The sequence below is a fragment of the Clostridioides sp. ES-S-0005-03 genome (assembly GCF_020658455.1).
GTDB lineage: Bacteria > Bacillota > Clostridia > Peptostreptococcales > Peptostreptococcaceae > Clostridioides.
Window position 1 is genome coordinate 588006 of the sequence record NZ_JACVWI010000002.1, and the last position, 24444, is coordinate 612449.

Annotated in this window: 23 protein-coding genes and 1 riboswitch; of the genes, 3 read left to right on the plus strand and 20 right to left on the minus strand. The window is 28.1% G+C overall.

Annotation, left to right across the window (positions count from 1 at the left end; translation table 11 throughout):
- Positions 1 to 29: 29 nt before the first annotated feature.
- The 12 genes from phoU to IC218_RS11765 form a co-directional block, all read right to left on the minus strand.
- Entirely contained in the window at positions 30 to 683 is a 654-nt protein-coding gene (gene phoU, locus IC218_RS11710) for a phosphate signaling complex protein PhoU (protein ID WP_227433691.1), read from the minus strand.
- A gap of 27 nt (positions 684 to 710) precedes the next feature.
- Positions 711 to 1475: a phosphate ABC transporter ATP-binding protein PstB gene (gene pstB, locus IC218_RS11715; RefSeq protein ID WP_227433690.1), complete on the minus strand. Its 765-nt coding sequence runs from the start codon at positions 1473 to 1475 to the stop codon at positions 711 to 713.
- Between the two features lie 18 nt (positions 1476 to 1493).
- On the minus strand, positions 1494 to 2318 hold the full coding sequence (gene pstA / locus IC218_RS11720) for a phosphate ABC transporter permease PstA (RefSeq protein ID WP_227433689.1): 825 nt from the start codon (positions 2316 to 2318) through the stop codon (positions 1494 to 1496).
- Position 2319: 1 nt separating this feature from the next.
- Positions 2320 to 3237: a phosphate ABC transporter permease subunit PstC gene (pstC, locus tag IC218_RS11725; RefSeq protein WP_227824488.1), complete on the minus strand. Its 918-nt coding sequence runs from the start codon at positions 3235 to 3237 to the stop codon at positions 2320 to 2322.
- 340 nt (positions 3238 to 3577) lie between these two features.
- The gene (locus IC218_RS11730) at positions 3578 to 4258 is read right to left on the minus strand and encodes a response regulator transcription factor (RefSeq protein ID WP_227433687.1); all 681 of its coding nucleotides are present in this window, start codon (positions 4256 to 4258) and stop codon (positions 3578 to 3580) included.
- Positions 4259 to 4307: 49 nt separating this feature from the next.
- Entirely contained in the window at positions 4308 to 6323 is a 2016-nt protein-coding gene (locus tag IC218_RS11735) for a sensor histidine kinase (RefSeq protein WP_227824489.1), read from the minus strand.
- A 78-nt stretch (positions 6324 to 6401) separates the two neighbouring features.
- Positions 6402 to 7079, minus strand: a complete 678-nt coding sequence (locus IC218_RS11740) for a response regulator transcription factor (RefSeq protein WP_227433685.1) — start codon at positions 7077 to 7079, stop codon at positions 6402 to 6404.
- A 577-nt stretch (positions 7080 to 7656) separates the two neighbouring features.
- Positions 7657 to 7740, minus strand: a riboswitch (cyclic di-GMP riboswitch).
- Between the two features lie 254 nt (positions 7741 to 7994).
- A complete protein-coding gene (locus tag IC218_RS11745; RefSeq protein ID WP_227433684.1) occupies positions 7995 to 8828 on the minus strand; it encodes a phosphate ABC transporter substrate-binding protein in 834 nt (277 codons plus the stop codon).
- A gap of 256 nt (positions 8829 to 9084) precedes the next feature.
- On the minus strand, positions 9085 to 10869 hold the full coding sequence (gene pepF, locus IC218_RS11750; RefSeq protein WP_227824490.1) for an oligoendopeptidase F: 1785 nt from the start codon (positions 10867 to 10869) through the stop codon (positions 9085 to 9087).
- 66 nt (positions 10870 to 10935) lie between these two features.
- Positions 10936 to 11601, minus strand: a complete 666-nt coding sequence (locus IC218_RS11755; protein ID WP_227433682.1) for an MgtC/SapB family protein — start codon at positions 11599 to 11601, stop codon at positions 10936 to 10938.
- Positions 11602 to 11775: 174 nt separating this feature from the next.
- On the minus strand, positions 11776 to 11937 hold the full coding sequence (locus tag IC218_RS11760; RefSeq protein ID WP_009891746.1) for an aspartyl-phosphate phosphatase Spo0E family protein: 162 nt from the start codon (positions 11935 to 11937) through the stop codon (positions 11776 to 11778).
- 77 nt (positions 11938 to 12014) lie between these two features.
- Positions 12015 to 12524 (minus strand): Gx transporter family protein, encoded by a 510-nt coding sequence (locus IC218_RS11765; RefSeq protein WP_227433681.1) that lies wholly within the window; start codon positions 12522 to 12524, stop codon positions 12015 to 12017.
- A 206-nt stretch (positions 12525 to 12730) separates the two neighbouring features.
- On the opposite strand from IC218_RS11765, the gene IC218_RS11770 reads away from it, so the two are divergent.
- Together IC218_RS11770 and feoB are read left to right on the plus strand one after the other, a co-directional pair.
- Positions 12731 to 12949 carry a FeoA family protein gene (locus IC218_RS11770; protein WP_227433680.1) on the plus strand — a complete coding sequence of 73 codons (219 nt, stop codon included), beginning with the start codon at positions 12731 to 12733 and terminating at the stop codon, positions 12947 to 12949.
- A gap of 17 nt (positions 12950 to 12966) precedes the next feature.
- Positions 12967 to 14913 carry a ferrous iron transport protein B gene (feoB, locus tag IC218_RS11775; protein WP_227824491.1) on the plus strand — a complete coding sequence of 649 codons (1947 nt, stop codon included), beginning with the start codon at positions 12967 to 12969 and terminating at the stop codon, positions 14911 to 14913.
- Positions 14914 to 15123: 210 nt separating this feature from the next.
- On the opposite strand, the gene IC218_RS11780 is transcribed toward feoB, so the two are convergent.
- Positions 15124 to 15309, minus strand: a complete 186-nt coding sequence (locus IC218_RS11780; protein WP_227433678.1) for a hypothetical protein — start codon at positions 15307 to 15309, stop codon at positions 15124 to 15126.
- 171 nt (positions 15310 to 15480) lie between these two features.
- Here IC218_RS11780 and IC218_RS11785 point away from each other — a divergent pair, with 171 nt between their 5' ends.
- A complete protein-coding gene (locus IC218_RS11785) occupies positions 15481 to 16062 on the plus strand; it encodes a TetR/AcrR family transcriptional regulator (RefSeq protein WP_227824492.1) in 582 nt (193 codons plus the stop codon).
- A gap of 68 nt (positions 16063 to 16130) precedes the next feature.
- Here IC218_RS11785 and IC218_RS11790 read toward each other — a convergent pair whose 3' ends face one another.
- The 7 genes from IC218_RS11790 to IC218_RS11820 form a co-directional block, all read right to left on the minus strand.
- Positions 16131 to 16298: a hypothetical protein gene (locus IC218_RS11790; protein ID WP_227824493.1), complete on the minus strand. Its 168-nt coding sequence runs from the start codon at positions 16296 to 16298 to the stop codon at positions 16131 to 16133.
- Between the two features lie 10 nt (positions 16299 to 16308).
- Positions 16309 to 16554 carry a hypothetical protein gene (locus IC218_RS11795; RefSeq protein WP_227824494.1) on the minus strand — a complete coding sequence of 82 codons (246 nt, stop codon included), beginning with the start codon at positions 16552 to 16554 and terminating at the stop codon, positions 16309 to 16311.
- Positions 16555 to 16806: 252 nt separating this feature from the next.
- Entirely contained in the window at positions 16807 to 17610 is an 804-nt protein-coding gene (gene proC, locus IC218_RS11800) for a pyrroline-5-carboxylate reductase (RefSeq protein ID WP_227433674.1), read from the minus strand.
- A 303-nt stretch (positions 17611 to 17913) separates the two neighbouring features.
- A complete protein-coding gene (hypD, locus tag IC218_RS11805; protein ID WP_227433673.1) occupies positions 17914 to 20283 on the minus strand; it encodes a trans-4-hydroxy-L-proline dehydratase in 2370 nt (789 codons plus the stop codon).
- A 4-nt stretch (positions 20284 to 20287) separates the two neighbouring features.
- Positions 20288 to 21196 (minus strand): trans-4-hydroxy-L-proline dehydratase activase, encoded by a 909-nt coding sequence (locus tag IC218_RS11810; protein ID WP_227433672.1) that lies wholly within the window; start codon positions 21194 to 21196, stop codon positions 20288 to 20290.
- Positions 21197 to 21542: 346 nt separating this feature from the next.
- Positions 21543 to 22622, minus strand: a complete 1080-nt coding sequence (htrA, locus tag IC218_RS11815; protein WP_227481856.1) for a serine protease HtrA — start codon at positions 22620 to 22622, stop codon at positions 21543 to 21545.
- A 154-nt stretch (positions 22623 to 22776) separates the two neighbouring features.
- Positions 22777 to 24126 (minus strand): glucose-6-phosphate isomerase, encoded by a 1350-nt coding sequence (locus tag IC218_RS11820; protein WP_227824495.1) that lies wholly within the window; start codon positions 24124 to 24126, stop codon positions 22777 to 22779.
- Between the last annotated feature and the right edge of the window lie 318 nt (positions 24127 to 24444).

Consider the following 24444-nt stretch of genomic DNA (forward strand, 5'->3'; position numbering starts at 1 on the left):
CAATAAAAAAACTGCTATAAAGCAGTTTTTTATCCTATCTCTACCATTTTACCTTCAATTGCAAAGATTATTTTTTCACATACATTTGTTATATGGTCTCCAATTCGTTCAAGGTATCTTCCTATAAGTAAAAGTTTTACACCTTGATCTATTGTATTTGAATTTTCATGCATTATTTTTAAACAATCAATTTGTACTTGCTCATATAAATCATCTACAATGTCATCTTTACTTCCAACATTATAAGCTATACTTGCATCAAATGATATTAAAGCCTCTCTAGTTTGAGACATCATATTCTTACATTCCTTTGCCATTTTAGGTATATCTATCAACTCTTTTATATAAGCTTCTCCACCTATTTTCAACATTTCTCTAGCTATATTTGCTGCATAATCTCCAATTCGTTCTAATTCTATTGATATGTTTCCCAAAGAATAAATAAATCTTAAGTCTCTCGCCATTGGCTGTTTTAGCACTATTAATTCTATACTTTTATCTCTTATTTCTTCTCTCAATTTATTTATTTCTTCATCATCATCCACTACTTTTCTTGCACCTTCTAAATCTTTTTCTATCATACAAGTTACAGACTTTTCTATTGCCTCTTCACATTTTTCCATCATAAGTACTGTCTGCTCTTTTAAAGTATCAATACTTATATCTAAACTATTATTGACCATTGTCTAACTCCTTTATAGTTATATATTTTAACCGAATCTACCTGTTATATAGTCTTCTGTTCTTTTATCCACAGGAGTAGTAAACATAGTTTTTGTATCACTAAATTCTATAACCTCTCCATTTAGGAAAAAAGCTGTTTCATCTGATATACGAGCAGCTTGTTGCATATTATGTGTAACTATGACTATTGTATAGTCCTTTTTCAAATCTTCTATAAGTTCTTCTACTTTTAATGTTGAAATTGGGTCTAAAGCAGATGTAGGTTCATCCATAAGTATAACTTCTGGTCTCATAGCAATTGCTCTCGCTATACATATACGTTGTTGTTGTCCTCCAGATAATCCTAATGCAGATGATTTAAGCCTATCTTTAACTTCCTCCCAAATAGCTGCTCCCTTCAAACTTTCTTCTACTATCTTGTCTAGTTGCTTTTTATCTCTTAACCCATGCGTACGAGGTCCATATGCAACATTATCATATATACTCATAGGAAATGGATTGGGTTTTTGAAATACCATTCCTACTTTTGTACGAAGGTTTATAACATCATCTGAAGTATAGATATCTTCTCCATCAACGGAAATAGTCCCTGTAATTGTTACATTTTCTATTAGGTCATTCATTCTATTTAATGTTCTTATAAAAGTAGATTTTCCACATCCAGATGGACCTATTAAGGCAGTAACTTTATTTTCTTTTATATCCATATTTATTTTATTTAGAGCTTGTTTGTCACCATAAAATAAATCCAAATCTTTTACACTCATTTTTATTTTATTGATTAATTCCATCATTCACACCTCTTAAATTTAATAATTAGCCTTATTTAACTTCTTAGCAACAAATCTTGCTAACATATTTAATACTAATACAATTACTATTAAAACAATACCTATACTAGCTGCTGTTGCTATGTCTCCACTCTCTTTAGTTAATAAGTATGAGTGTACAGTTAGTGTTCTTGCACTATCAAATATTCCTCCTGGCATCTTAGCTACAGTACCTGCTGTAAGTAGTATAGCAGCTGATTCTCCAATTATACGACCAACTGACAATATTACTCCTGACAAAATTCCTGGTACTGCACTTGGAAGTACTACTTTATATAAAGTTTGAAATTTAGTAGCTCCTAATGCTAGAGATGATTCCCTATATGATTGAGGAACTGTCTTTAAAGCTTCTTCTGTTGTACGAATTATTACTGGTAATATTATTATTGCAACTGTAAGTGACCCTGCAACTATTGAATATCCCATTTTTAAGGTAACTACAAAGAAAATTCCTCCAAATAATCCATAAACTATAGATGGTATTCCTGACAAACTTTCAGTGGCAAACCTTATAGCTGTAACTGCTTTTCCTTTTTTAGCATATTCTTGTAAATATATAGCTGCTAAGATTCCTATTGGTGTTGCTACAATTATAGAAACCAATACAGTATATAATGTTGTAATTATCATTGGGAATATACCACCATCACCTGATGCTGAATAATTACTAAATAAGAAGTTAAAATTCATATTTCCGATTCCCTTTATAAATATAAATCCTACTATAACTACTAGTGATACTATTGTAAATAATGCTGATAGATATACTAATAATTTCAATATATTCTCTCTGAACTTTCTCATCTTAATTTACCGCCTTATTTGAAAGTTTATTTAAAACTAAGTTTAAAATTAATATAAATGTAAACAATACTACTCCAGTTGCAAATAACATTTCTTGATGTGTCCCAAATGCATATCCCATTTCAAGTGCTATATTAGTTGTAAGTGGTCTTACACTATTTGTTATAGAAGTTGGCATAACTGGTGAATTTCCTGCAACAAGTATTACTGCCATTGTCTCTCCTAAAGCTCTTCCTACGCCTAGTACTACTGCTGCTAATACTCCAGACTTTGCAGCTGGTAATACAACTTTAAATATTGTTTCTATTTTTGATGCACCAAGTGCTAATGAACCCTCTTTATATGCTTTTGGTACTGCTCTTATAGCTGTTTCTGATACAGATATTATTGTTGGAAGCATCATTACTGCTAATACTATTATTATTGCTAATAAACTCTGTCCTTTTGGAAGATTAAATATACTTTGTATCATTGGAACTATTACTGCAAGGCCAAACACCCCATATAGTACTGAAGGTATACCTGCCAGAAGTTCAACTGCTGGTGACATTATTTTTGCTAATCTTTTAGGTGCTACTTCTGCTATAAATATAGATGTTAATATTCCAATTGGTACTCCTATTACAAGTGCACCAATTGTAGCAACTATTGATGCTGCTATCATAGATGATATTCCAAACTTATTAGCTGAAGGAACCCAATCCGCACCTGTTAAAAAATCTATAAATGAGTATCCCTCAAATATAAAAGGTCTTAACCCTTTATAAAATACAAATCCTATTATCAAAAGTAAACTTGCGACTGCTACTAAAGCACTTAATAGAAATATATTTTTTGCTACTTTTTCAACTATATATTTAGTCTTATTTCCATTATTGTCATTTTTTTCTAAACCTACTAACCTAGATTTTACTATCATAATATCCTCCCATTTAAAATATACCTATTTATTTTCGTTCTGTATTTAAAATTTAAATTTTTATAAGTTCGTTATCATTAAATTTTCTATATTTTTATTCTACTTTTTTTAAGTTAAATCTATATTAGGTTTAAGTTAAACAAGTGTAAAATTATATTCACTTTTTTAACATTAATTTTACTTTTTGGACTATATTTGACATTTACTTTACAATTTAACTATATTTGGCAACAATAAAATAGCAGATATAAGTAATAATACGTACTACACGTAATTTATTATTTATATCTGCTATTAAAATTTGTTAACTAGATTTAACCTTTTATAATCTATATATTTATTATTCCTTATTAAAGTAATACCCTGCTCCTCTTATTGTTATGATTTTTTGAGGATTTTTGTAATCTTTTTCTATTTTCTTTCTCAGTCCGTTCACTGCAACTACTACACTATAATTATCCTCTAGATAATCATTTAACCATACATGTTCATATATCTCTTTGGTAGTTAAGGTCTTTTCTGGATTCTCTATAAAATAGTTCAACAACTTATTTTCTGTTGGAGTTAATTTTATTATTTTATCTTCTAATTTTATTACTCCACTTGTTCTATTGTATTCTTCTAATCTTGTATTGCTTTCATTGTTATTTATATATGAATTTACTCTTCTTAAAATTGCTTTTACCTTTGCATATAGTATTTCCAAATTTAAAGGTTTGATTAAATAATCATCACCACCAGAATTTAAAGCATTTAAAATACTTTGGTCTTCATTTATATAAGTCATATAAACAATCGGACATGTAGTTACATTTCTAATCTTTTTACATAAAGTCCATCCATCACCATCAGTTAAGATTATTTCTAAAAATATCAAATCGTATTTATTGCTAAATATTTTTCCAATAGCTTCTTCACAGTTATACGCCAAATCTACATTTATTCCTTTTTGCTCCAAGAAATTTTTTAATTCCTGGCAATTATTCTTGTCTCCATCTATTATTAATATCTTAGTTTGCATTATAATCACTCCTAAATATCATTATTCTTTTATATTAAATAACTATTTATTATAAAAAACATAAACTTAATTTTATTGTAAAAACAGTTCCTTTTCCCAACTCTGAATCTACAAAAATCTCTCCATCATGCTCTCTTATAATGGATTTAACAATATATAATCCTAACCCTTGACCTTTTGAAGTACTATTGTCCCTTTCTGTAAAGAATCGGTCAAATATCTTTGGTATATTTTCTGCTGGTATACCTTTACCATTATCAGAAATTTTAATAATTGCAAATCCATCTTCTTTATTCACTGACAAAATTATTTTCCCATCAAATGAAGTAAAGCTCAAAGCATTATAAATTAAATTTTCAAATGCTCTAGCCAATCTTTCTTTATTTACTTTTGCATATATTTTTTTATCTAATATATAAACTTCAAAATTTACACCACATGCTTGTGTATCTGGTAAATTATTTTCATATACCTCTTTAATAAAATCATTCAGACATATTTTTTCACTAAGACCAATTTTTTTATCTTGTAATGTAAATTCTTGTAAACTACGTACTCTATTTTGAACTTCATTTGATTTTTGGTTTATTGCATAAAGATAGGTTCTTGTCTCCTCATCTACATGAATATTCCCCAACTTTATTAAATCTATAAATGCCTGTATAGCTGAAACAGGTGCCTTTAAATCATGTGCTACATCTGCCAAGAATTTTTTACGTTCATTTAATAGTGTTGTAAGTTCATTAGTTCTTACTTCAACTTCATGCTCAAGATTTTGTGTGAGTTTTTCATTTTCTTTTATTATTATTCTATTTCTATTTATCATCATAATAGAAAACAAAATAACTATTAAAAAACCACAGTATTCTGTTTGCCATCCTGTAAATATAGGTTCAAACCTATTACTAGTCACTATATCAAATAATATACTGACACCAAACACTATGTTTGCTGAAACTAAAATATAGGAGCTTAATTGCTCAAAGTATGTTTTTTTATAAATTGAAACTATTGAAGACATCAATATATAAATAAATACAACATATTTATATATGTCTATTAATTTTCCATAGATATTAACAAAGTATATATCATATGGAAGAAGAATAACTGGTATCACAATGGATATGATACACATAGTAATTCCTAATGGTAAAATTAAAAATCTATATACTTTATTTCTTTCAATTTTGGATATATTTCCATTTATACAAATAATACATAAAACTGCTATAAAGTATGATGAATCTTCAACTGCATATGTAAAGTTCACTAAAGGAAGCCCCATTAAATGTATAAAAGGATATGACACGTGTATAGCAAAAAAAATACACATACATCCAAAGTATAAATATAGCTTGCTTTGTTTTGAAAGTACCCAAACAGCTAGAGAAAATATAGCTATTGCAATAGTTGTAAAACAAATAACACTATAAAAAACTAATCTATAAAATATCATATTACTTACATCTTTTGTTTTTCCTAATGCAGGTGGATAATACAAACCGCTATAATAATGTGAGAAATTGGACACATTGATTATAATTTCTGTATCTTTCTTTGCAACAAAACTTACTACTGTGTTTTTAATTTTAGGTCTATATCTTTCTGTACCTATATCTCCTAACTTAGAGACTATTTCACCATTTATCCAAACTTCACTTGAACAAAAGATTTCTGGAAGTTCTAGGCTTAGTACTTTGTCTTTACCTTCATTTTTTATCCTCATGCGATAAGTTGCATTTCCATATGGCGATTGTTTTTCTTTTCTCATGGAAAAATCTGGATATTGTCCTATAAAAATGTATTCTGGTTTTATATGTTTCTCTCTAAAATCTTTTGGCTTAAATATCTTATGGTTATAAAATTCCCAATCATCTATTAGAAAAACAAGTTTATTTTTAGAAAAAGTATCCTCATATATAGTTAAAATTCCATCACTTGCTCTAATAGACTTATATGTATATTTATTATCATATTTATAAAGAAAATTTAATCCTATTATTGCCAACAGAGAGACTATCAATACAATGAGAGTTCCTTTTAGTACATTAGACTTTTTCATTGCATTAACCACATCTCTTTCTTTTGTAGTAATATTAAATGATAAAATAAGAACTATTTATTGCTTACATTATCTTGCTTATGGTACAAACTTATATCCTTTACCCCACACGGTTTGAATATATTGATGCTCTCTGCTTAAAGAATTAATTTTTTTCCTCATCTGTGCAATATGAACTTGTACAGTATGTTGATCTCCAACATCAGGCATTTTCCAAACTTGATTATATATCTCTATTTTTGAAAATACTTGTTCTTTATTTTCAGCTAAGAATAATAGTATTTCAAACTCCATGGTGGTTAAGTCAATACCCTTTTCATCAAAGGTTACTTTTCTTGAATTTACATTTATTACTAGGGATGAAAACTTTAACACATTAGGAACTGATGTAATGTTTTTATATTGCCTCATCCGAGCATAGATTCTAAGTTCAAGTTCTTTTAAGCTATATGGCTTTGTTATATAATCATCTCCTCCAGATAAAAAACCTTGAACTCTTTCCTCTTCATGTTCGTAATTAGATAAAAATATTATAGGTATGTTAACCTTTTCTTTTATAGCATTACATATTTTATATCCATCTGAATCTGGTAGTGCAATATCTAGTATTATACAGTCTAAAACTATACTTTCTACTATCTTCATTGCACGTTTAGCAGTCTCTGCTGTGTATACGTTAAAACCTATGTTAGAAAAATAAATTTGATTTATGTTTAAAATATCAACATCATCATCTACAACTAATAAGTTATACATTACACCACTCCATTCAAAAATATTTTAATCATAATCTAAAGTTATAAGTATTACAAATTATAATGTTTTACCTCTTATCTAACTAATATTATTATTTTATAATATCTTTACAAACTAGACTATAAAACTTAAGTATTTTTGAATAATTCTTGAACATTGTCTTAAATATTAAGCATTCATTATTAAATACTAATCAAAGTCTCCGATTGTTGGAAAATGGAACTTAAAATCATTATATCTCATATATATACGATATTTATAGAAACTTGTCCATTAGCCAGTTTGAGTATTGATTTATACGATTTATATGGTTATAATATAAAATAAATTGTATTATTTTGGTAAGTACATTGTTATAAAAAAATTATATTATGTATTTTAATTGATTATAAAATTATTATATATTCGTTATAATTGCATTATATTTTTAAAAAAATTTCCCTTTTCCAACAAAGGGCTACTTTGGCTAAATATAGCCATTTATATATATAAGTAAAGTTATTAAAGCTTATAATTTTCAAATTTCATATCAACTATGTTAAATTTAAAACAAAAAAAAGGCTATGCAATATAAAATTATATTCATAGCCGGTTGCACCACTAACTCCATATACCTCTAGATGCCCAATAATAAGATATACTTCTCAGTTTCTAAAATATTTTCATTAAACTTGTTTAAATTGTTCTGATAAATTTCATTTCTATTCTAACATTGTAATATTATCTTGTCAATATTTACATATTTTTTAAATATAATGTACTAACTATATATATTTTTTATTTAAAAATGTTTATATTTCTATCATCAATAATAGACAATACCCTGCAAGTTATAGTAGCATTTTTATAAGCTGACTTTGCAGGGTATCATATATTTTTTTATGTTAAGTTTTTATCTTAATAATTAGCTTTATCTTATTGATTAACTTTAATGAATCCTTTTTCTGAAACAAGTGCTTGTCCTTCATCACTCAATATATAGTCTATCAAAGCCTTACCTTTTTCTGATAATTTATCTTCTTTATTAACTAATATAAATGGTCTTGATATTGGATATTTATTAGCTATTACATTGGCATCAGTTGCATCAACATCATTTACTTTTAAACTATTTACTTTCTCATCAACATATCCAAATGATATATATCCTATAGCATTTTTATTTCCTTCAACTGTAGTTTTTATATTTCCTGAACCATCACTTATTTGTGCATCTTTAGTCAATTCTTCTGACTTGAATCCTACAATTTCTTGGAATCCATCTCTAGTTCCTGAACCTTCTTCTCTTGATACTATTACTATTGGTTCATCATTTCCATTAACTTCTTTCCAGTTAGTTATCTTTCCTGTGTATATACCTTTTATTTGGTCCATTGTAAGATTTTTTACTGGGTTGTCTTTATTAGTTATTAATGCTATACCGTCTATTGCTATCTTAGTTTCCTTTAATCCAGCACTTTTTTCTTCATCTTTTAAATCTCTTGAACTCATACCTATTTCAGACGTTCCTTCTATTGCATTTTTTATACCTCCAGAAGAACCAATTTGTTGTACTTCTACACTAACACCTTGATTTTTTTCCTGAAACTTCTCTCCAATAGTTTCCATAAGAGGCCCTATTGAAGTTGAACCTGAAACAGAAACTTTATTTGAATCTCCTGAACCTCCAGAGTCAGAACCACATCCTACTGCTAAGACTCCAACCAACATTGTACTAGCTAAAAGAACTCCTATTTTCTTTTTGAACATTTTACTTACCCCCGCTTATATTTTAATTTTTTTGTTTTCATATTTGCTATATTTTAATAATACATATTTTTTGTTAAGTGAATATTAGAGCGAGGTTAAGTAAATGTAAATATTGTTAAATACATGTAAAAATTTAATTTTATATAGTATATTTAAAATTAGATTAATTTTTTTAAGTGTTTTCCAATCAACACTAGTATAATACATCATATAATATTCTTATAATTTTTTATCTAAGCTATTAATTTATCATATTTTATAATTCTTTTTCTAATTTATTAACCAAACTAGCAAACACATTTAAAGCTTCTTCTATAGATTGTTTTTTCGTCATATCTACACCAGCAGATTTCAATTGTTCTAAAGGATACTCTGACCCTCCACTTTTTAAGAAGTTTATATATCTATCTACAGCTTTACTACCTTCTGAAAGTATCTGTTGACTTAATGCACTTGCAGCAGAAAATCCTGTAGCATACTTATACACATAGAAATTTGAATAAAAATGTGGAATTCTTGCCCACTCTATCCCTATTTGCTCATCTACTATTGCAGATTTTCCATAATACTTCTCATTTAATTTATAGTATATATCAGTAAATTCATCAGCAGTAAGTGGCTCTCCACTTTCTACTCTTTCATGTACAATTTTTTCAAATTCAGCAAACATAGTTTGTCTATAAACAGTAGTCCTAAATTGCTCTAAATAATAATTTAATAGATATATAGTTTCATCTTTAGACTTAGAATTTTCTAATAAATAATTTATAAGAAGTAATTCATTTAATGTAGATGCAACTTCTGCAACAAATATTTTATAATCTGAATATAAAAATGGCTGACTTGTTCTCGAATAATGGCTATGGACAGAATGACCTAATTCATGAATTAATGTAAATAGAGAGTTAAGGTCATTTTTATAACTCATTAATATATAAGGATGTGAATCATAGCTTCCCCAAGAGTAAGCTCCTCCTTTTTTACCTTCATTATCATATACATCAATCCAACCTTCTTCAAATGCATTTTTTATAACTTTTAAGTATTCTTCTCCTAAAGGCCTAAGTGCCTCTAATATAATGCTCTGTGCTTTTTCATAAGGTATATCCATATCAAATTTATCAGTTAGAGGAACATATAAGTCATACATGTGTATTTCATTTAATCCCAAGAACTTCTTTTTAAGTTCAACATACTTGTTCAAAGTAGGAATACTTTCATCTATTGCTGATATAAGATTATTATAGACCTCTAGGCTTACATCATCTGAAAATAGCGATGCTTCTATTGCTGAATTATATTTTCTAGTTTTTGCATAAAATATCTCTGACTTTATTCCACCATAAAGTGTTGAAGCAAATGTGTTTTTATATTTTCCATAAGTAGAAAATTCTCCTTCAAAAGCTTCTTTTCTAACTCTTCCATTTTTACTTTTTATAAATAGAGAATAGTTTGAATGTGAAAGTTTAACCTTATTACCCTTTTCATCCTCTATCTCAGGAAATTCCATATCTGCATATGCTAACATATCATATACATTTTCTGGAACTGTTGATAATTCAGATGTAGCTGCAAGTATTTCTTCTTCTTTTTCACTCAAAGTATGAGGCTTATCTCTCAATATATCTTTTATATATTTTGTATAAAATGATAACTTCTCATCTTTCAAATATTCATTTAATCTGTCTTCTTCTATAGACAGTATTTCTGGAACTATATAAGAAGTAGCCACTCCTAAATCAGTTGATAACATTTCTGTCTTAGTGGCTCTTCCTTGATTATCATTGATTCTAGTATCTTCATGTTGTTTCATATGAGTATATACATATAGATTTTGGATGATTCTAGATGCATTTTCAGAGATACTTAATACTTTGTATAAATTTTCCTTACTCTCAGAAAATTTACCTTTGTATTCTTTTACTTCTTGAATAAGATTTTTTACTTTACTTATGTCTTTTTCAATATCTTCTTTAGTAGAGTACATCTTATCTATTTTCCATTTGTATTTTTCTTCTATCGTACTTCTATCAGTTCCCATATTATACACCTCTATTTTAATTCATTTTTATATTTTATTTACTTTACAAAATATATTGTATATATTTTAGTCCAAATAATCTACATTTATTACTCCTTCTATCATATTTATTTCTTTCATAATATCATGTAAGTGTATTCTCTTATCATAAGATATAAAAAAGTTTACTTTCCAATATTCTTCACTACGACATTCTATTTCCATATTCCTTACAATAAGTTGATTTTTTTCAAATTTATCATATAAAAAAGGTATTGAATCTAAATTATTTATTTTTAATATCAATACATTTTTTTCTTGACTAAATAGAAACGTATTTAGTATCCTAAGCACAAATAATGCTATCATTACAAACAACCATCCTAAAATTGCTAGTTCATAATAACCATAACCAACTGCTATACCAATACATGCAGTTGCCCACATACCAGCGGCTGTAGTAAGCCCCTTCACTCCACCTTTGTTCTTTAGAATTGCTCCTGCACCTAAAAAACCAATTCCAGACAACACTTGAGCAGGCATTCTTGCTGGGTCAGCATTTGTATATAAACTATAGTCAGACAATAACTGGATTGAAGTTATTGAGGTAATACAAGAACCTATTGCTATTAATATATGTGTTCTAAATCCTGCAAATTGCCTTATCTTTTCTCTCTCTAGTCCTATTATTCCTCCTATAACTAATGCTAATAATAATCTTATTGCTATCTCCTTAGTTCCTATATCGCCCATAATATAAAACCTCCTGACCCAATTATAATTTATATCATATAAATAACTTCTACATCATATCATACAGATAATTTCTATATCAGAAATAACATCTTATACCTTAATATTATTATTAGTATATGATAAATAGTAATATCTGTTAATTTTTAATACAAAAAAACCCACAACTGTGGGCTATTTGCTTAAGTACATGTATTTATTTATTAATATATCTATTTTCTTACTTGATTCTACGAGCTCTTCTTGAAATATTTCTGGATATTCTATGTATGTATTTATCTCTTCCCTAACTGCTTCAATTTCATTTTTTAACGCTTCTAATTCATTGTTCGCCATAATAATCACCACTATTACAAATTTGTATATTTTTATATACATTTTATCAAACAATATTATATTTTGTCAATATTATGTCAATAAAACTTACTATAAAAATGCTTTAATTTGGGCACCGTATACCTAGATACTAATCCTACAAACATACCCGTTACTAATGATGCCATTAACATAAATGGCAAGTATCCTATAGCAAGTATATTTTCTATTATTAAACTTGCAACTATTAATTGACCTATATTATGCCCTATTGCCCCTAAAATACTTATTCCTATCATTGATAATCCCTTTATTTTACTTGCTAAATACATAAATAAAAGGCTCAAATAAGCTCCTCCTATGCTAAATAAAAGATAAGATAGAGGACCTGCAAATATTGATGACAAAATTACCCTGATAGTAACAATTATAACAGTATCTCTGACACCTAACAACATTAATGAAATTAAAGTTATAATATTACTCAAACCCAATTTTGCTCCTGGAAATATAATTATAAGAGGGTTTGGTATATATGTCTCTAGTACATATAAGGCTAAACTGTATCCTATCATAAGACCTAAAAATGTCATTTTTCTAGTTTTCATTAAGTTAATTCCTCCAAATTTTATATATCATATTACATTATAATACAAAATATATAAAAACACCTAATTTAGACTAAAATATTCTATAATATATTTAAAGTAAATATCATCAATTTGAACTTGTAATTCCCCCTATAATCCTTGACTTTTTGTATCATACTTGTTACAATTTTAATGATAATGAATTTCATTAGGAGGTGTTAATAATGACTGTTTACGATTTGAAAATAGGAGAAAAAGGACTTATTAATAATATAGATGGAGATATTAAATTATCTAAAAGATTACTTGCACTTGGATGTATAAATAGTACTGAAATAGAGGTTAAAAAAGTTGCTCCATTTGGAGACCCCATTATAATTAGATTTAGAGGATTTGACTTAGCTATTAGAAAATCTGATGCTAAAAATATTTCTTTACAATAATAGAGGAGGAGCTACCTGTGATTAATGTAGCATTATTAGGAAACCCAAATGTTGGTAAGACTACTGTTTTTAACCTGCTTACAGGCTCAAATCAGTATGTTGGTAACTGGCCTGGTGTTACTATTGAGAAAAAAGAAGGATTTATTGGGAAAGAAATAAAGGTTGTAGATTTACCTGGTATATATGCAATGGATACTTTCTCAAATGAAGAAAAGGTTTCTAAGTCATATTTAGAAAATGAAGATGTTGATGTAATAGTGAATGTAGTAGATGCTTCTAACTTATCAAGAAATCTCTACTTAACAACTCAACTTATGCAATTTAATAAACCTATCATTATACTGCTTAACATGTTAGATATTGCAGAATCTAAGGGTGTTAATATAGATGATAAAAAATTAAGTGAAGAACTTGGAGTAATTGTTGTTCCAATCATCGCAAAAAAGAAAGATGGCGTAGAAAAAATAGAATCAGAAATTAAAGATGCTACTAAAAAATCATTTAAATATCGAACAGACTTTGGAAGCGAAACAGAAACGTATAAGAAGTTAGAATCTATCTTATCAAGATGTACAAAGACTACATATACACACAAAAAATCTATCAGTGATAAAATAGACAATATAGTTTTAAATCCTATATTAGCCTATCCAATATTTATTGGTGTATTGTTTCTTTTATTTAAGTTCACCTTTGATTGGGTTGGAGGCCCACTTCAAGAGGGCTTTGCAGGCCTTATAGAAGCTTATATCTCTACACCCGTTAGTGATATGTTAGCTAACTCTAGCCCATGGTTTAAATCACTTATTGTTGATGGAATAATTGGAGGTGTTGGTGGTACTTTACCATTCTTCCCTTTAATATTTACATTATTCTTTGGTATATCTCTATTTGAAGATAGTGGATATATGTCAAGAACAGCATTTTTGATGGATAAAGTTATGAGAAAGGTTGGTCTATCTGGTAAAGCTTTTATACCCATAGTTATGGGTATGGGATGTTCTTCTCCTGCTATAATGGCAACTAGAACACTAGAAAGTGAAAAAGACAGAAGAGTTACAGCTCTTATTGCACCACTTATGACTTGTGGAGCAAAGCTACCTATATATGCATTATTTGTAGCTATATTTTTCCCACACAATGCTGCTTTAGTAACTACATCATTATACTTGGTCGGTATCATTATGGCAATTGTGGTTGCACTAGTTTTAAATAAAACAGCTTTTAAGACAGAGGCTGAACCATTTATATTAGAGTTACCAGAATATAGAATACCTACTATAGACGCACTTATTAAAAATACTTGGAATAAATCAAAAGGTTTTTTAATAAGAGTAGTTACTGTAATGTTTGCAATGTCAGTTGTTATTTGGGGACTTTCTTCATTTAATGTATTTGGATTTACAGAAGATATAAATGTAAGCTTTTTAGCTACTATAGGTCATATTATATCTCCTATATTTAAACCTCTTGGTTTTGATGACTGGAGAACTTCAGTTGCTATCTTAAGTGGTCTTGGAGCAAAAGAAATCGTGGTAAACTCTTTGAATATACTATATGGTAATTTGACTGTTGTATTACCAACAATATTTAATGGTGTTACTGCATATACATTCTTAATATTTACAGCTCTATATACTCCATGTATAGCTGCTCTTGCAACTATGAAAAAAGAATATGGAAATAAAATGATGTTTACATCATTTGCATATCAGTTTATATTAGCATGGATAATGGCTTTTATAGTTAAAAGTATTGGCGGAGTATTATTTATGGGAAATTCAATAATGGAGGCTTTAATCGGCGGAATAATCATAGTTCTTGCATTTTTAATTTTATTTAATAAATTTAAATCTACCAAAAATGGAAGTGGCTGTAGTGGATGTTCTGGTTGTTCTGGATGTCCAAGTACTAATTCTTGCTCAGGTGAGGAAAACAGTAATAAAAAAAGTAGTACACACTAATATGTAAATATTTTAATTTAAAAATAAATTTAAAGAGCTATCTTTCAAAAATAGTTCTTACAAAAATCTTGTTATAACAATATAGAAGCTATCACACAAACAAATGTAAATTGTTGTGTAATAGCTTCTTTTTTACTTATTTAGTCTCTTATTTACTTATTTAGCCTCTTATTACCTAACTTCATGTTCAACTCCCTATGTTTCTACAAATCAATCTTCTTTTGTTTTTACCTCATATGTTTCTTCACCATCATATAATTCTTTGAATAATTTTGCAGTTTTTTTACCTGCTTTTGCATAAGCTTTTCCAACTTCAACACCAGTTTCATGGTATGCTTTCCCAATTTTTTTAGAAGAAGATACTATATTTTCTATTTCTTTTTTTATACTATTCATATAAAATTCCACCTTTCCAAAAACTTGATTTTTATTTTAGATAGAGTATACTATTATATAATATTATACACAATGTATAAATTATAAATATTTTGTATAGTTCTATACAAATTAAATAAATTTTGTATGAATTTATACATATATCAAAAAATTATTGGAGATAATTAGAAGATGAAAAAAGAAAGAAGAGAAATAAGAAAATCAAAAGAAGCAATAAAGCAAGCATTTATTAAACTAAGTATAAATAGTGATATTAGTAAAATTACTGTGAAAGAAGTTTTAGAATTAGCTGATGTAAGTAGAGGAACATTTTATGCACACTTTAAAGATATTTATGATGTTCAAGAACAAATAGAAGAAGAGCTATTCAATAAATGTATAAGTCTAATGAAGGAAAGTAATATTTATGATATTGTTGAAAATCCATATCCTCAAATTTTAGAAATTGTTACCTTTTTCCAAGAACATGCAAACACAATTAAAAATTTATCTTGTAATGGTAAAAGTACATCCTTTTTTTATAAATATAAAGAAATACTGAAAAAAGGCATTCAAGAAAGTAGTCATACAATAGAAGATAAAGAAACAGTTGATATTTTGGATGCTTGTATTATAGGAGGAATTATAGATGGCTGTTTAGAAATGATTTCTAAAGAATATAGTGGAAATAATTCAGAAACAGCAGAAAAAACTGCAAAAATTATTAGTATATTTATTACAAAAGGTATGCATGGGCTGAAAAATAAAATATAAAATAAAAATTCCTATGGTATCATTAAAAAACCATAGGAATTTTTATTAATTATGGTTATAATTATTAATTAATTAGAACCATAAACTTCTTCTTTTGTATAACATTTGCTATCAATTAGTATCTTATCTAAATTTTCTTTTATAACCAAGCGTCCAATAATAAGACTCGCTGATATTGGTTTTTCACTACCATGATCCAAAGTGTCAGTATAGTTAATTCTTTCTCCTCTAGCCACGTAATAGGCTTCATTTATAGCGGTTTATGCTAATACCTTTCCGTCCATATATAGTACTTGATTGTGTTCCTGCAATGATTTGTTTCACTGCTTCTAACTGGGCATCCATATCTGTAGTATCTTTAGGTCTTATAATTAAGACATATATACTACTGTCAATTAGCTCTATGCACACTTCATTTTGTGTTTTTCTATCTTTAATAGAACTAAGACATATATCAATTTCAACACCAAGTTCTTTTGCTAGTTTTTCCATATATCAAAAACCGTTAAAATAATAGATTCTATTGGCTATTTATATAAATATTTTATTTTAAAATAAAATTCATATTATCAAACTAATATTTAAAAAGATTAATACATATCTATATAATCTGTAAAAAATCAATATGAAGATTACTTCTTTTTTATTTAGTAGAATTATAGTTGTTAATACATATAAATAATGTCTCAAAATAAACTACAAAATTCATTTTGAGACATATATTTTTATCTTATTCTTAATTTACTATTTACTCATATCTTTAGATTTATCTATGCAAGCGACAATAGATTTTATAACTGCTGATCTAAATCCTTCTTCTTCTAACACTTTAACTGCTTCTATAGTAGTTCCTGCTGGAGAACAAACCATATCTTTTAATTCTCCTGGATGTTTTCCAGTTTCAAGAACCATCTTAGCTGAGCCCATAACAGCTTGAGATGCAAATTTATAAGCTTGCTGTCTTGGCATACCAGCTAGTACTGCTGCGTCTGCAATAGCTTCTATAAACATAAATACATATGCAGGAGAAGATCCGCTAATACCTGTAACTGTATCCATTAAATATTCTGCTACTATTTCTGCTTCTCCGAATGATTCAAATAGAGCTTTAATCATATTCAATTCTTCATCAGTAACATTTGAATTTTTACAAAGAGCTGACATACCTTCTCCAACAAGTGCTGGAGTATTTGGCATTACTCTTACTATCTTTTTATCTGAACCTATAATGCTTTCAAGAGTTTCTATAGTTTTTCCTGCTGCTATTGATACTATTATTTTACTTGCATCTATTAATTCTTTAAGTGGAGCTAAAGCTTTTTCACATATATTAGGCTTAAGTGCTACTATCACTACATCTGAATTTGCAACAGCCACCTTTGAATCAGTTGTAGTATTTATTCCAAATTGTTCTTTTACTTTATCTAAAGCAACTTGACTTAAGTCTGATACAGTTATATCTTCTGCTTTTACTAATCCTGATTTTACTATACCACCTATCATTGCACTTCCCATATTTCCTGAACCAATAAATCCTAAAGTTTTCATATCAAATCTCCTCTTTTTCTATTAGTTTTTATTTTAAAGTAGCTAAATTTATAATATTTTAACTGCTTAAAATTATCTTAGTTATTATAAAATATAATTTTATTATGATTATTATAAATTACTTCTTTATATAGTTTATTAAATATAAATTTAACGATTTTTTCATTAAACTCAACGAGCTAACTTCCTATCCAGAAAGTTAGCTCAGAATTAATCTAAAATTTTTTAAAATGGTATCTGGTAATATATACTATTATACCAGTTACATTTTTATATAGTAAGAAGTTTTATTTACAAACAATCCTAGAATGTTTGCTCAGTTCTACCTATTATTTCATCTTGTAATGTTCTACTTAAATTGTTGAAATGGTCACTATATCCTGCAACTCTAACTATTAAGTCTTTGTAATCTTGAGGATTCTTTTGAGCCTCTAATAATACATTTTTATCAAATACATTGAATTGTATATGATGTCCATCCATATTAAAGTATGCTCTTACTAGATTAGCCATGTTGTCTAATCCTTTTTCACCTTGTACTACTGATGGTGCAAATCTTTGATTTAACAATGTTCCACCAGTTTTTATATGGTCCATCTTAGCACAAGATTTTATAACTGCTGTAGGTCCATTAGTATCTCCACCTTTTTCTGGAGAGATTCCTTCTGAAACTGGTTTTGCACAAAGTCTACCATTTGCACTTGCTCCCATAATTTCTCCAAAGTATACATGGCAAGTAGTTGGCAACATATCTACTCTATATTCTCCACCACAAACAGTTGGTCTACCAGTTACTTCATTGTAATATGCATTAAATATTTCTTCCATTATTCCATCAGCATAATCATCATCATTTCCATACTTAGGAGTTTTATTTGAAACTATATTAAGTATAGCTTCATATCCTTCAAAGTTAGAATCAAGTGCCTTAAGTAATGTATCCATATCAAATTTTTTCTTGTCAAATACATTATATTTTATTGCTGTTAAACTATCTGTTATAGTTCCTATACCAACACCTTGTATATATCTAGTGTTATATCTTGCTCCACCTCTTTGATAGTCTTTACCTTTTGCTATACAATCATCAACTATTGTAGACATAAGTGGGCAAGGCATATGTTTTGCACATATATTTTCTATTACAGCATTTCCTTGTATTTTTATATCAATCATATAATGTAACTGCTTTTTAAATGCGTCAAATAATTCTTCATAAGATTTAAAATCTCTAGGGTCTCCAGTTTCAATACCTATTTGCTTTTTCGCAATTGGGTCATAACCGTTATTTAGTGTTAATTCAAGTATTTTTGGAATATTCATATATCCAGTTAAAACATATGCTTCTTTACCAAAACATCCAGTTTCAACACAACCACTAGTTCCTCCAAGTCTTGCATCTTCTATAGTTTTACCAGCTTCCATAAGCTCTTGAACTATTGCTTCAGTATTATAAAATGCTGGTTGACCCCATCCTTTTCTTGATATTTCACAAGCTCTCTTTAAGAATTTTTGAGGAGTCTTTTTACTTATTTGAACATTTGAACTAGGTTGTATTAATTTCATTTCATCCATAACATCAAGTATTATATAACTAACTTCATTAACACCATCTTGACCATCTGGATTTATTCCACCAGTATTTATATTTGCAAAGTCTGTATATGTGCTACTCTCTTTCAGTGTTATACCAACTTTTGGTGGTGCTGGTTGATTGTTAAATTTAACCCATAAACATTCAAGTAATTCTTGTGCTCTATCTCTATCTAATATTCCATTTTCTACATCTCTTTCATAAAAAGGATTTAGATGTTGGTCTAGTCTTCCTGGAGTAAATGCATCCCATATATTAAGCTCAGTAGTAACCCCTATATGAACAAACCAGTACATTTGTATAGCTTGATGATAAGTTTCTGGTTTATGAGCTGGTACAACATCACAAGTTTCAGCAATTAACAATAAGTCTTTTTTCTTAGCTTCATCAGTTTCTTCTTCTGCCATTTTTCTTGCCTTTTCAGCATATCTCTTTCCTAATATAACCATTGCATCACAAGCTATTGCCATAGCTTCTAAATCAGCTTTTTTATTATATGCATCTAAGTCATTAAGGAAATCTAATTCTTTTAGTCTTGCTTCTATATCTTTCTTTAAATCTAAAAATCCTTTTTTATATATTGTATCTCCACAAACTGTGTGTCCTGGAGCTCTTTGTTCCATAAACTCTGTAAACATACCTGCTTCATATGCTGCTAACCATTCAGGTGTCATAGCATTTATTATCTTATCTCTGGTTTGTCTCTTCTTCCAGAAAGGTATTATTTCCTCTTGATGTATTTTTCTAGATTCTTCAGACACACTAAAATTTATTATGTCTCTATTATGCATTACTTCTAAATCTTCCATTGTATGACAACAAATTTCTGGATATGTTGGTGCTCCATTAGGTGAATCTCCTTTTTCGCCTACTATTAATTCTCCATCATTTATACTAAGAGTTCTGTTTTCAATGTAATGTTTAAATGATAAAGCACGAAGTACAGGAATTTCTACACTTCCTTCATATTTTTTATAAGCTTCTGTCATAAGTACTGCTCTTTCAATAGATATGTGTGGTTCTGCATTAACACTTTCTTCTCTTAATTTTTTAGTTCTTTCAAAAGTTCCTCTTAACATTTTATTACCCCCCAATCTTAGTATTGAAATTACTTGCTTCAAACAGCCTTTTTATTTCTTCTAATTTTTCTTCAGTAGGTCTTTGTAACTCTTCTCCTTCATACTTTTTATAAATTTTATCATACTTATGTTTACCAATATTATGATATGGAAGAAGACTTACATCTTTTATATTCAAAGGCTTTAAAAACTCTATCATTTTTTTAACCTCTAAATTTTCATCATCTACATTTACGCCTACAATTAATGGTATTCTTATATTTATATTAGCTCCTGATTCACTCAAAAGTTTAACATTTTTAAGTATTAAATCATTTGATTTTCCTGTAAATTTTATATGTTTTTCCTCATCAATAAGTTTAATATCGTATAAGAACAAATCTGCACATTCAGCAACTCTTTCGTAATTTTCTGACTTTGCATATCCACAAGTATCAATTGCCACATGAATTCCCTTTGATTTACACATGTTTATTACTCCACAAATAAAATCCATATCTTGAGCCATTACTTCTCCACCTGATAAAGTTACTCCTCCACCTGATTCTTCATAGAAAATTCTATCTTTTTCTATCTCTTTAACCAGTTCTTTAACAGAATACTCTTGACCTACTATTTCTCTAGCATTGTTTATACAATAATCTAAACAAGTTTCACAAAACTCACATTTTTCTTGGTCTAGACATATTTTTGTTTCACCTTTGTAAATTGCTTTGTGAGGACATATATTTATACATGCTTCACATCTTGAACATCTCTCTTCATTATACAAAACTTGTTTTGTATATGTTTGACTTTCTGGATTATGACACCAAACACATTCAAGTGGGCATCCTTTAAAAAAAACTGTACTTCTTATCCCTGGACCATCATGTATACTACATTTTTGTAAATTTATAACTAATGGATTCATAATTTTTTCACCCCTAAAGAATATCCATTCCTTTTTTTTCATCTTTATGTAATTCATCTTCATAGGTTATTTCTATGAAAAGCATTTCTACAATTACATAATACTATATTCGTTATTATTTTGTCTATATTTTTTTAGTAATATTAAAAATTTTTATTTTATTATGATATTTATATTGATTTTATAAATTAAATTTAAATATTTATTAATTTTATTTTTATAAGTAAATATAGATAATCTCTATAAACAATATGTTATTTTAATTAATTTAGATATATATACTATAAAAATTAAATAAAAACAGAGACTACACTTTACCATGTAGTCTCTGTTTCTCTAGTAACATTTAGAATTTTACATTTATTGTTACTGCTTTTCCGCCTCTATTTAATGTAATTTTTGTGCTAGCACCTTTTGAGAAAGTATATAACTTTTTATTAAGGTCATTCATACCAGTTATATCTGCATCTCCTACTTTAGTTATAATATCCCCTACTTTTACTCCTGCTTTTTCTGCTGATGAACCAGATATTACTTCTGCAACATATACTCCTTTGTCAGTACTTAATTTTGTACCTGTAGCTGCTTCATAATTTGATACATCTGTTCCTTTTATACCTAAAGTTACTTTTTCATATTTTCCAGTTTTTATTACTTCTTCAACTATACTTTTAGCTGTATTGATTGGTATCGCAAATCCTAACCCTTCTGCTTGAGAAGCTTTTGCTGTATTTATACCAATTACTTGACCTTTTTGATTTAACAATGGCCCTCCACTATTTCCTGCATTTATACTTGCATCAGTTTGTAATAACCCTGTCATATTAGTTTTTTCTGTTTGTATAGTTCTATCTAATCCACTTATTATACCTTGAGTAACTGTCTTTTGGAAGTCTAGTCCAAGTGGGTTACCTATTGCTATTGATATATCTCCAACTTTTACTTTATCACTATCTGCAAATTCAGCTGGTGTTAATCCAGTTTTATCAACTTTAACTATGGCCAAATCAAGTTGTTGGTCAAACCATACCACTTTACCTGATGTTGTTGAACCATCATTAAATAAAACATTAACACTAGTTGCTTGGCCATCTGATATAACATGAGAATTAGTAAGTATATATCCATTTGAATCTACTATAATCCCAGTTCCTACTCCTTGTGTTTCAGTTGGTATTGCAAACATATTACTAGTATCGACGCTAGTTGTCGTAATACCTACAACAGATGGTGTTGCCTTTTCTGCAACTGCTTGGTAAATGTTTTGGCTCTTTCCATCATCATTTACAACTATGGGCGTAGAACTTCCTGTAGATTTACTTCCTAAATTATCTTTAACTAAAATTATTGTTAGCAAACTACTAAGTATTGAACTTATTATAGCGACTAATATTACTAAACTTATACCTTTCTTTCTTCTTGACATCTCATACCACTCCCTATCTAAATATAATATAAATTATCAAAATATATTTTTCCCAATTTTCCATAAAAAAATGAAATCATCTATTTTGAGTAAACTCTCTTTCGATGATTTCATTATATTATTCTAATCTTAATTAAACCTTAACTATCTAAAATTATTTAAGTCTTTTTTCTAATTCTTCTTTTTCTTTTTCATAACCTGGTTTTCCTAGTAAAGCAAACATATTTTTCTTGTATGCTTCTACTCCTGGTTGGTCAAATGGATTAACTCCTAGTAAATATCCACTTATTCCACAAGCTTTTTCAAAGAAATACACTAAATATCCAAAATTATACTCATCTAACTTAGGTATATTTATTACCAAGTTAGGCACTTTTCCATCAGTATGTGCTAATAGAGTACCTTCAAAAGCTTTATGATTTACAAAATCTACAGTTTTGCCTGCTAAATAATTTAAACCATCTAAATCTACTTCTTCTGAATTTATAGTTATATTTTTCTTAGAACTTTCAACATTAAGTACTGTTTCAAATAAAAGTCTTTTTCCATCTTGAATATATTGTCCCATAGAATGTAAGTCTGTTGAAAAATCTACAGAAGCAGGAAATAATCCTTTATTTTCTTTTCCTTCACTTTCTCCATAAAGTTGTTTCCACCACTCACTCATATAATGTAGTTGAGGTTCATAGTTAACCAATAACTCTACATCTTTTCCTTTTCTATGTAAAATTGTTCTAGCTACAGCATATTTATAACTGTCATTATTTTTTAAGTCAGAATTTTGAAATGCTTCACGAGCATCATTTGCACCATTCATTATGGCATCAATATCAAGTCCTGCAGCTGCAATAGGAAGTAATCCAACAGCTGTTAATACAGAAAAACGACCACCTACATCATCTGGTATTACAAAAGTCTCATATCCTTCTTCTGTAGCTAATTCTCTAAGCGCCCCTTTACTTGAATCTGTTGTTGCATATATTCTCTTTCTAGCTTCTTCTTTTCCATATTTTTTTTCTAAATAATTTTTAAATATTCTAAAAGCAAGAGCTGGCTCTGTAGTAGTACCTGATTTAGATATTACATTTACAGAAACATCTTTACCTTCAATTACATCTAGTAAATCCATAATATATGTTGAGCTTATGTTATGACCTACAAAATATACTTCAGGAGCATTTCTTTGCTCTTTTTTAAGCCCATTTCTAAAAGAATGACTTACCATGTCTATCGCAGCTCTTGAACCCAAATAAGAGCCTCCTATACCGATTACTAAAAGAACCTCAGAATCAGATTTTATCTTCTCAGCAGATTTTTTTATTCTAGCAAACTCTTCCTTATCATAATTTTTAGGAAGGTCTATCCATCCTAAAAAAGTATTTCCTAAACCAGTTTTATTATGTAACATATCATGTGCCACATCTACATACGGCTGCATGACATCTATTTCTTTTTGGCAAAAAAATTCCGTAGCTTTACTATAATCAAAATTTATTTTTCCCATTTAAATCCCTCTTTTCAGCATATGCGTTTTACAGAGATTATAACATAAAATCTAGGTGTTTTTTTAAAAAGTTTGCCACAAAATAATGCATATATCCTCAAGCATTATTAGGAAATCGATTCTTCTAAATATTACAACTATTTGTCAATTATAAAATTTTAATTAAATAAATGAATAGTCCAATAGCAAAATGTTATCTTTTTATTTCTCTCATATATATAAAATGTAACTTATTATAAATGTATTTTTCTTAACAATAATCTGTTGATTAAAATAATTAAGAATGTTATGCTAATTGTAATTATTAAAAGGGAAAAG

What these genes read in the sequence shown, in the direction of transcription:
- phoU (WP_227433691.1), bottom strand. Translation starts at nt 683, where the DNA reads ATGGTCAATAATAGTTTAGATATAAGTATTGATACTTTAAAAGAGCAG.
- pstB (WP_227433690.1), bottom strand. Translation starts at nt 1,475, where the DNA reads ATGGAATTAATCAATAAAATAAAAATGAGTGTAAAAGATTTGGATTTA.
- pstA (WP_227433689.1), bottom strand. Translation starts at nt 2,318, where the DNA reads ATGAGAAAGTTCAGAGAGAATATATTGAAATTATTAGTATATCTATCA.
- pstC (WP_227824488.1), bottom strand. Translation starts at nt 3,237, where the DNA reads ATGATAGTAAAATCTAGGTTAGTAGGTTTAGAAAAAAATGACAATAAT.
- IC218_RS11730 (WP_227433687.1), bottom strand. Translation starts at nt 4,258, where the DNA reads ATGCAAACTAAGATATTAATAATAGATGGAGACAAGAATAATTGCCAG.
- IC218_RS11735 (WP_227824489.1), bottom strand. Translation starts at nt 6,323, where the DNA reads ATGAAAAAGTCTAATGTACTAAAAGGAACTCTCATTGTATTGATAGTC.
- IC218_RS11740 (WP_227433685.1), bottom strand. Translation starts at nt 7,079, where the DNA reads ATGTATAACTTATTAGTTGTAGATGATGATGTTGATATTTTAAACATA.
- IC218_RS11745 (WP_227433684.1), bottom strand. Translation starts at nt 8,828, where the DNA reads ATGTTCAAAAAGAAAATAGGAGTTCTTTTAGCTAGTACAATGTTGGTT.
- pepF (WP_227824490.1), bottom strand. Translation starts at nt 10,869, where the DNA reads ATGGGAACTGATAGAAGTACGATAGAAGAAAAATACAAATGGAAAATA.
- IC218_RS11755 (WP_227433682.1), bottom strand. Translation starts at nt 11,601, where the DNA reads ATGGGCGATATAGGAACTAAGGAGATAGCAATAAGATTATTATTAGCA.
- IC218_RS11760 (WP_009891746.1), bottom strand. Translation starts at nt 11,937, where the DNA reads ATGGCGAACAATGAATTAGAAGCGTTAAAAAATGAAATTGAAGCAGTT.
- IC218_RS11765 (WP_227433681.1), bottom strand. Translation starts at nt 12,524, where the DNA reads ATGAAAACTAGAAAAATGACATTTTTAGGTCTTATGATAGGATACAGT.
- IC218_RS11770 (WP_227433680.1), top strand. Translation starts at nt 12,731, where the DNA reads ATGACTGTTTACGATTTGAAAATAGGAGAAAAAGGACTTATTAATAAT.
- IC218_RS11780 (WP_227433678.1), bottom strand. Translation starts at nt 15,309, where the DNA reads ATGAATAGTATAAAAAAAGAAATAGAAAATATAGTATCTTCTTCTAAA.
- IC218_RS11785 (WP_227824492.1), top strand. Translation starts at nt 15,481, where the DNA reads ATGAAAAAAGAAAGAAGAGAAATAAGAAAATCAAAAGAAGCAATAAAG.
- IC218_RS11795 (WP_227824494.1), bottom strand. Translation starts at nt 16,554, where the DNA reads ATGGAAAAACTAGCAAAAGAACTTGGTGTTGAAATTGATATATGTCTT.
- proC (WP_227433674.1), bottom strand. Translation starts at nt 17,610, where the DNA reads ATGAAAACTTTAGGATTTATTGGTTCAGGAAATATGGGAAGTGCAATG.
- hypD (WP_227433673.1), bottom strand. Translation starts at nt 20,283, where the DNA reads ATGTTAAGAGGAACTTTTGAAAGAACTAAAAAATTAAGAGAAGAAAGT.
- IC218_RS11810 (WP_227433672.1), bottom strand. Translation starts at nt 21,196, where the DNA reads ATGAATCCATTAGTTATAAATTTACAAAAATGTAGTATACATGATGGT.
- htrA (WP_227481856.1), bottom strand. Translation starts at nt 22,622, where the DNA reads ATGTCAAGAAGAAAGAAAGGTATAAGTTTAGTAATATTAGTCGCTATA.
- IC218_RS11820 (WP_227824495.1), bottom strand. Translation starts at nt 24,126, where the DNA reads ATGGGAAAAATAAATTTTGATTATAGTAAAGCTACGGAATTTTTTTGC.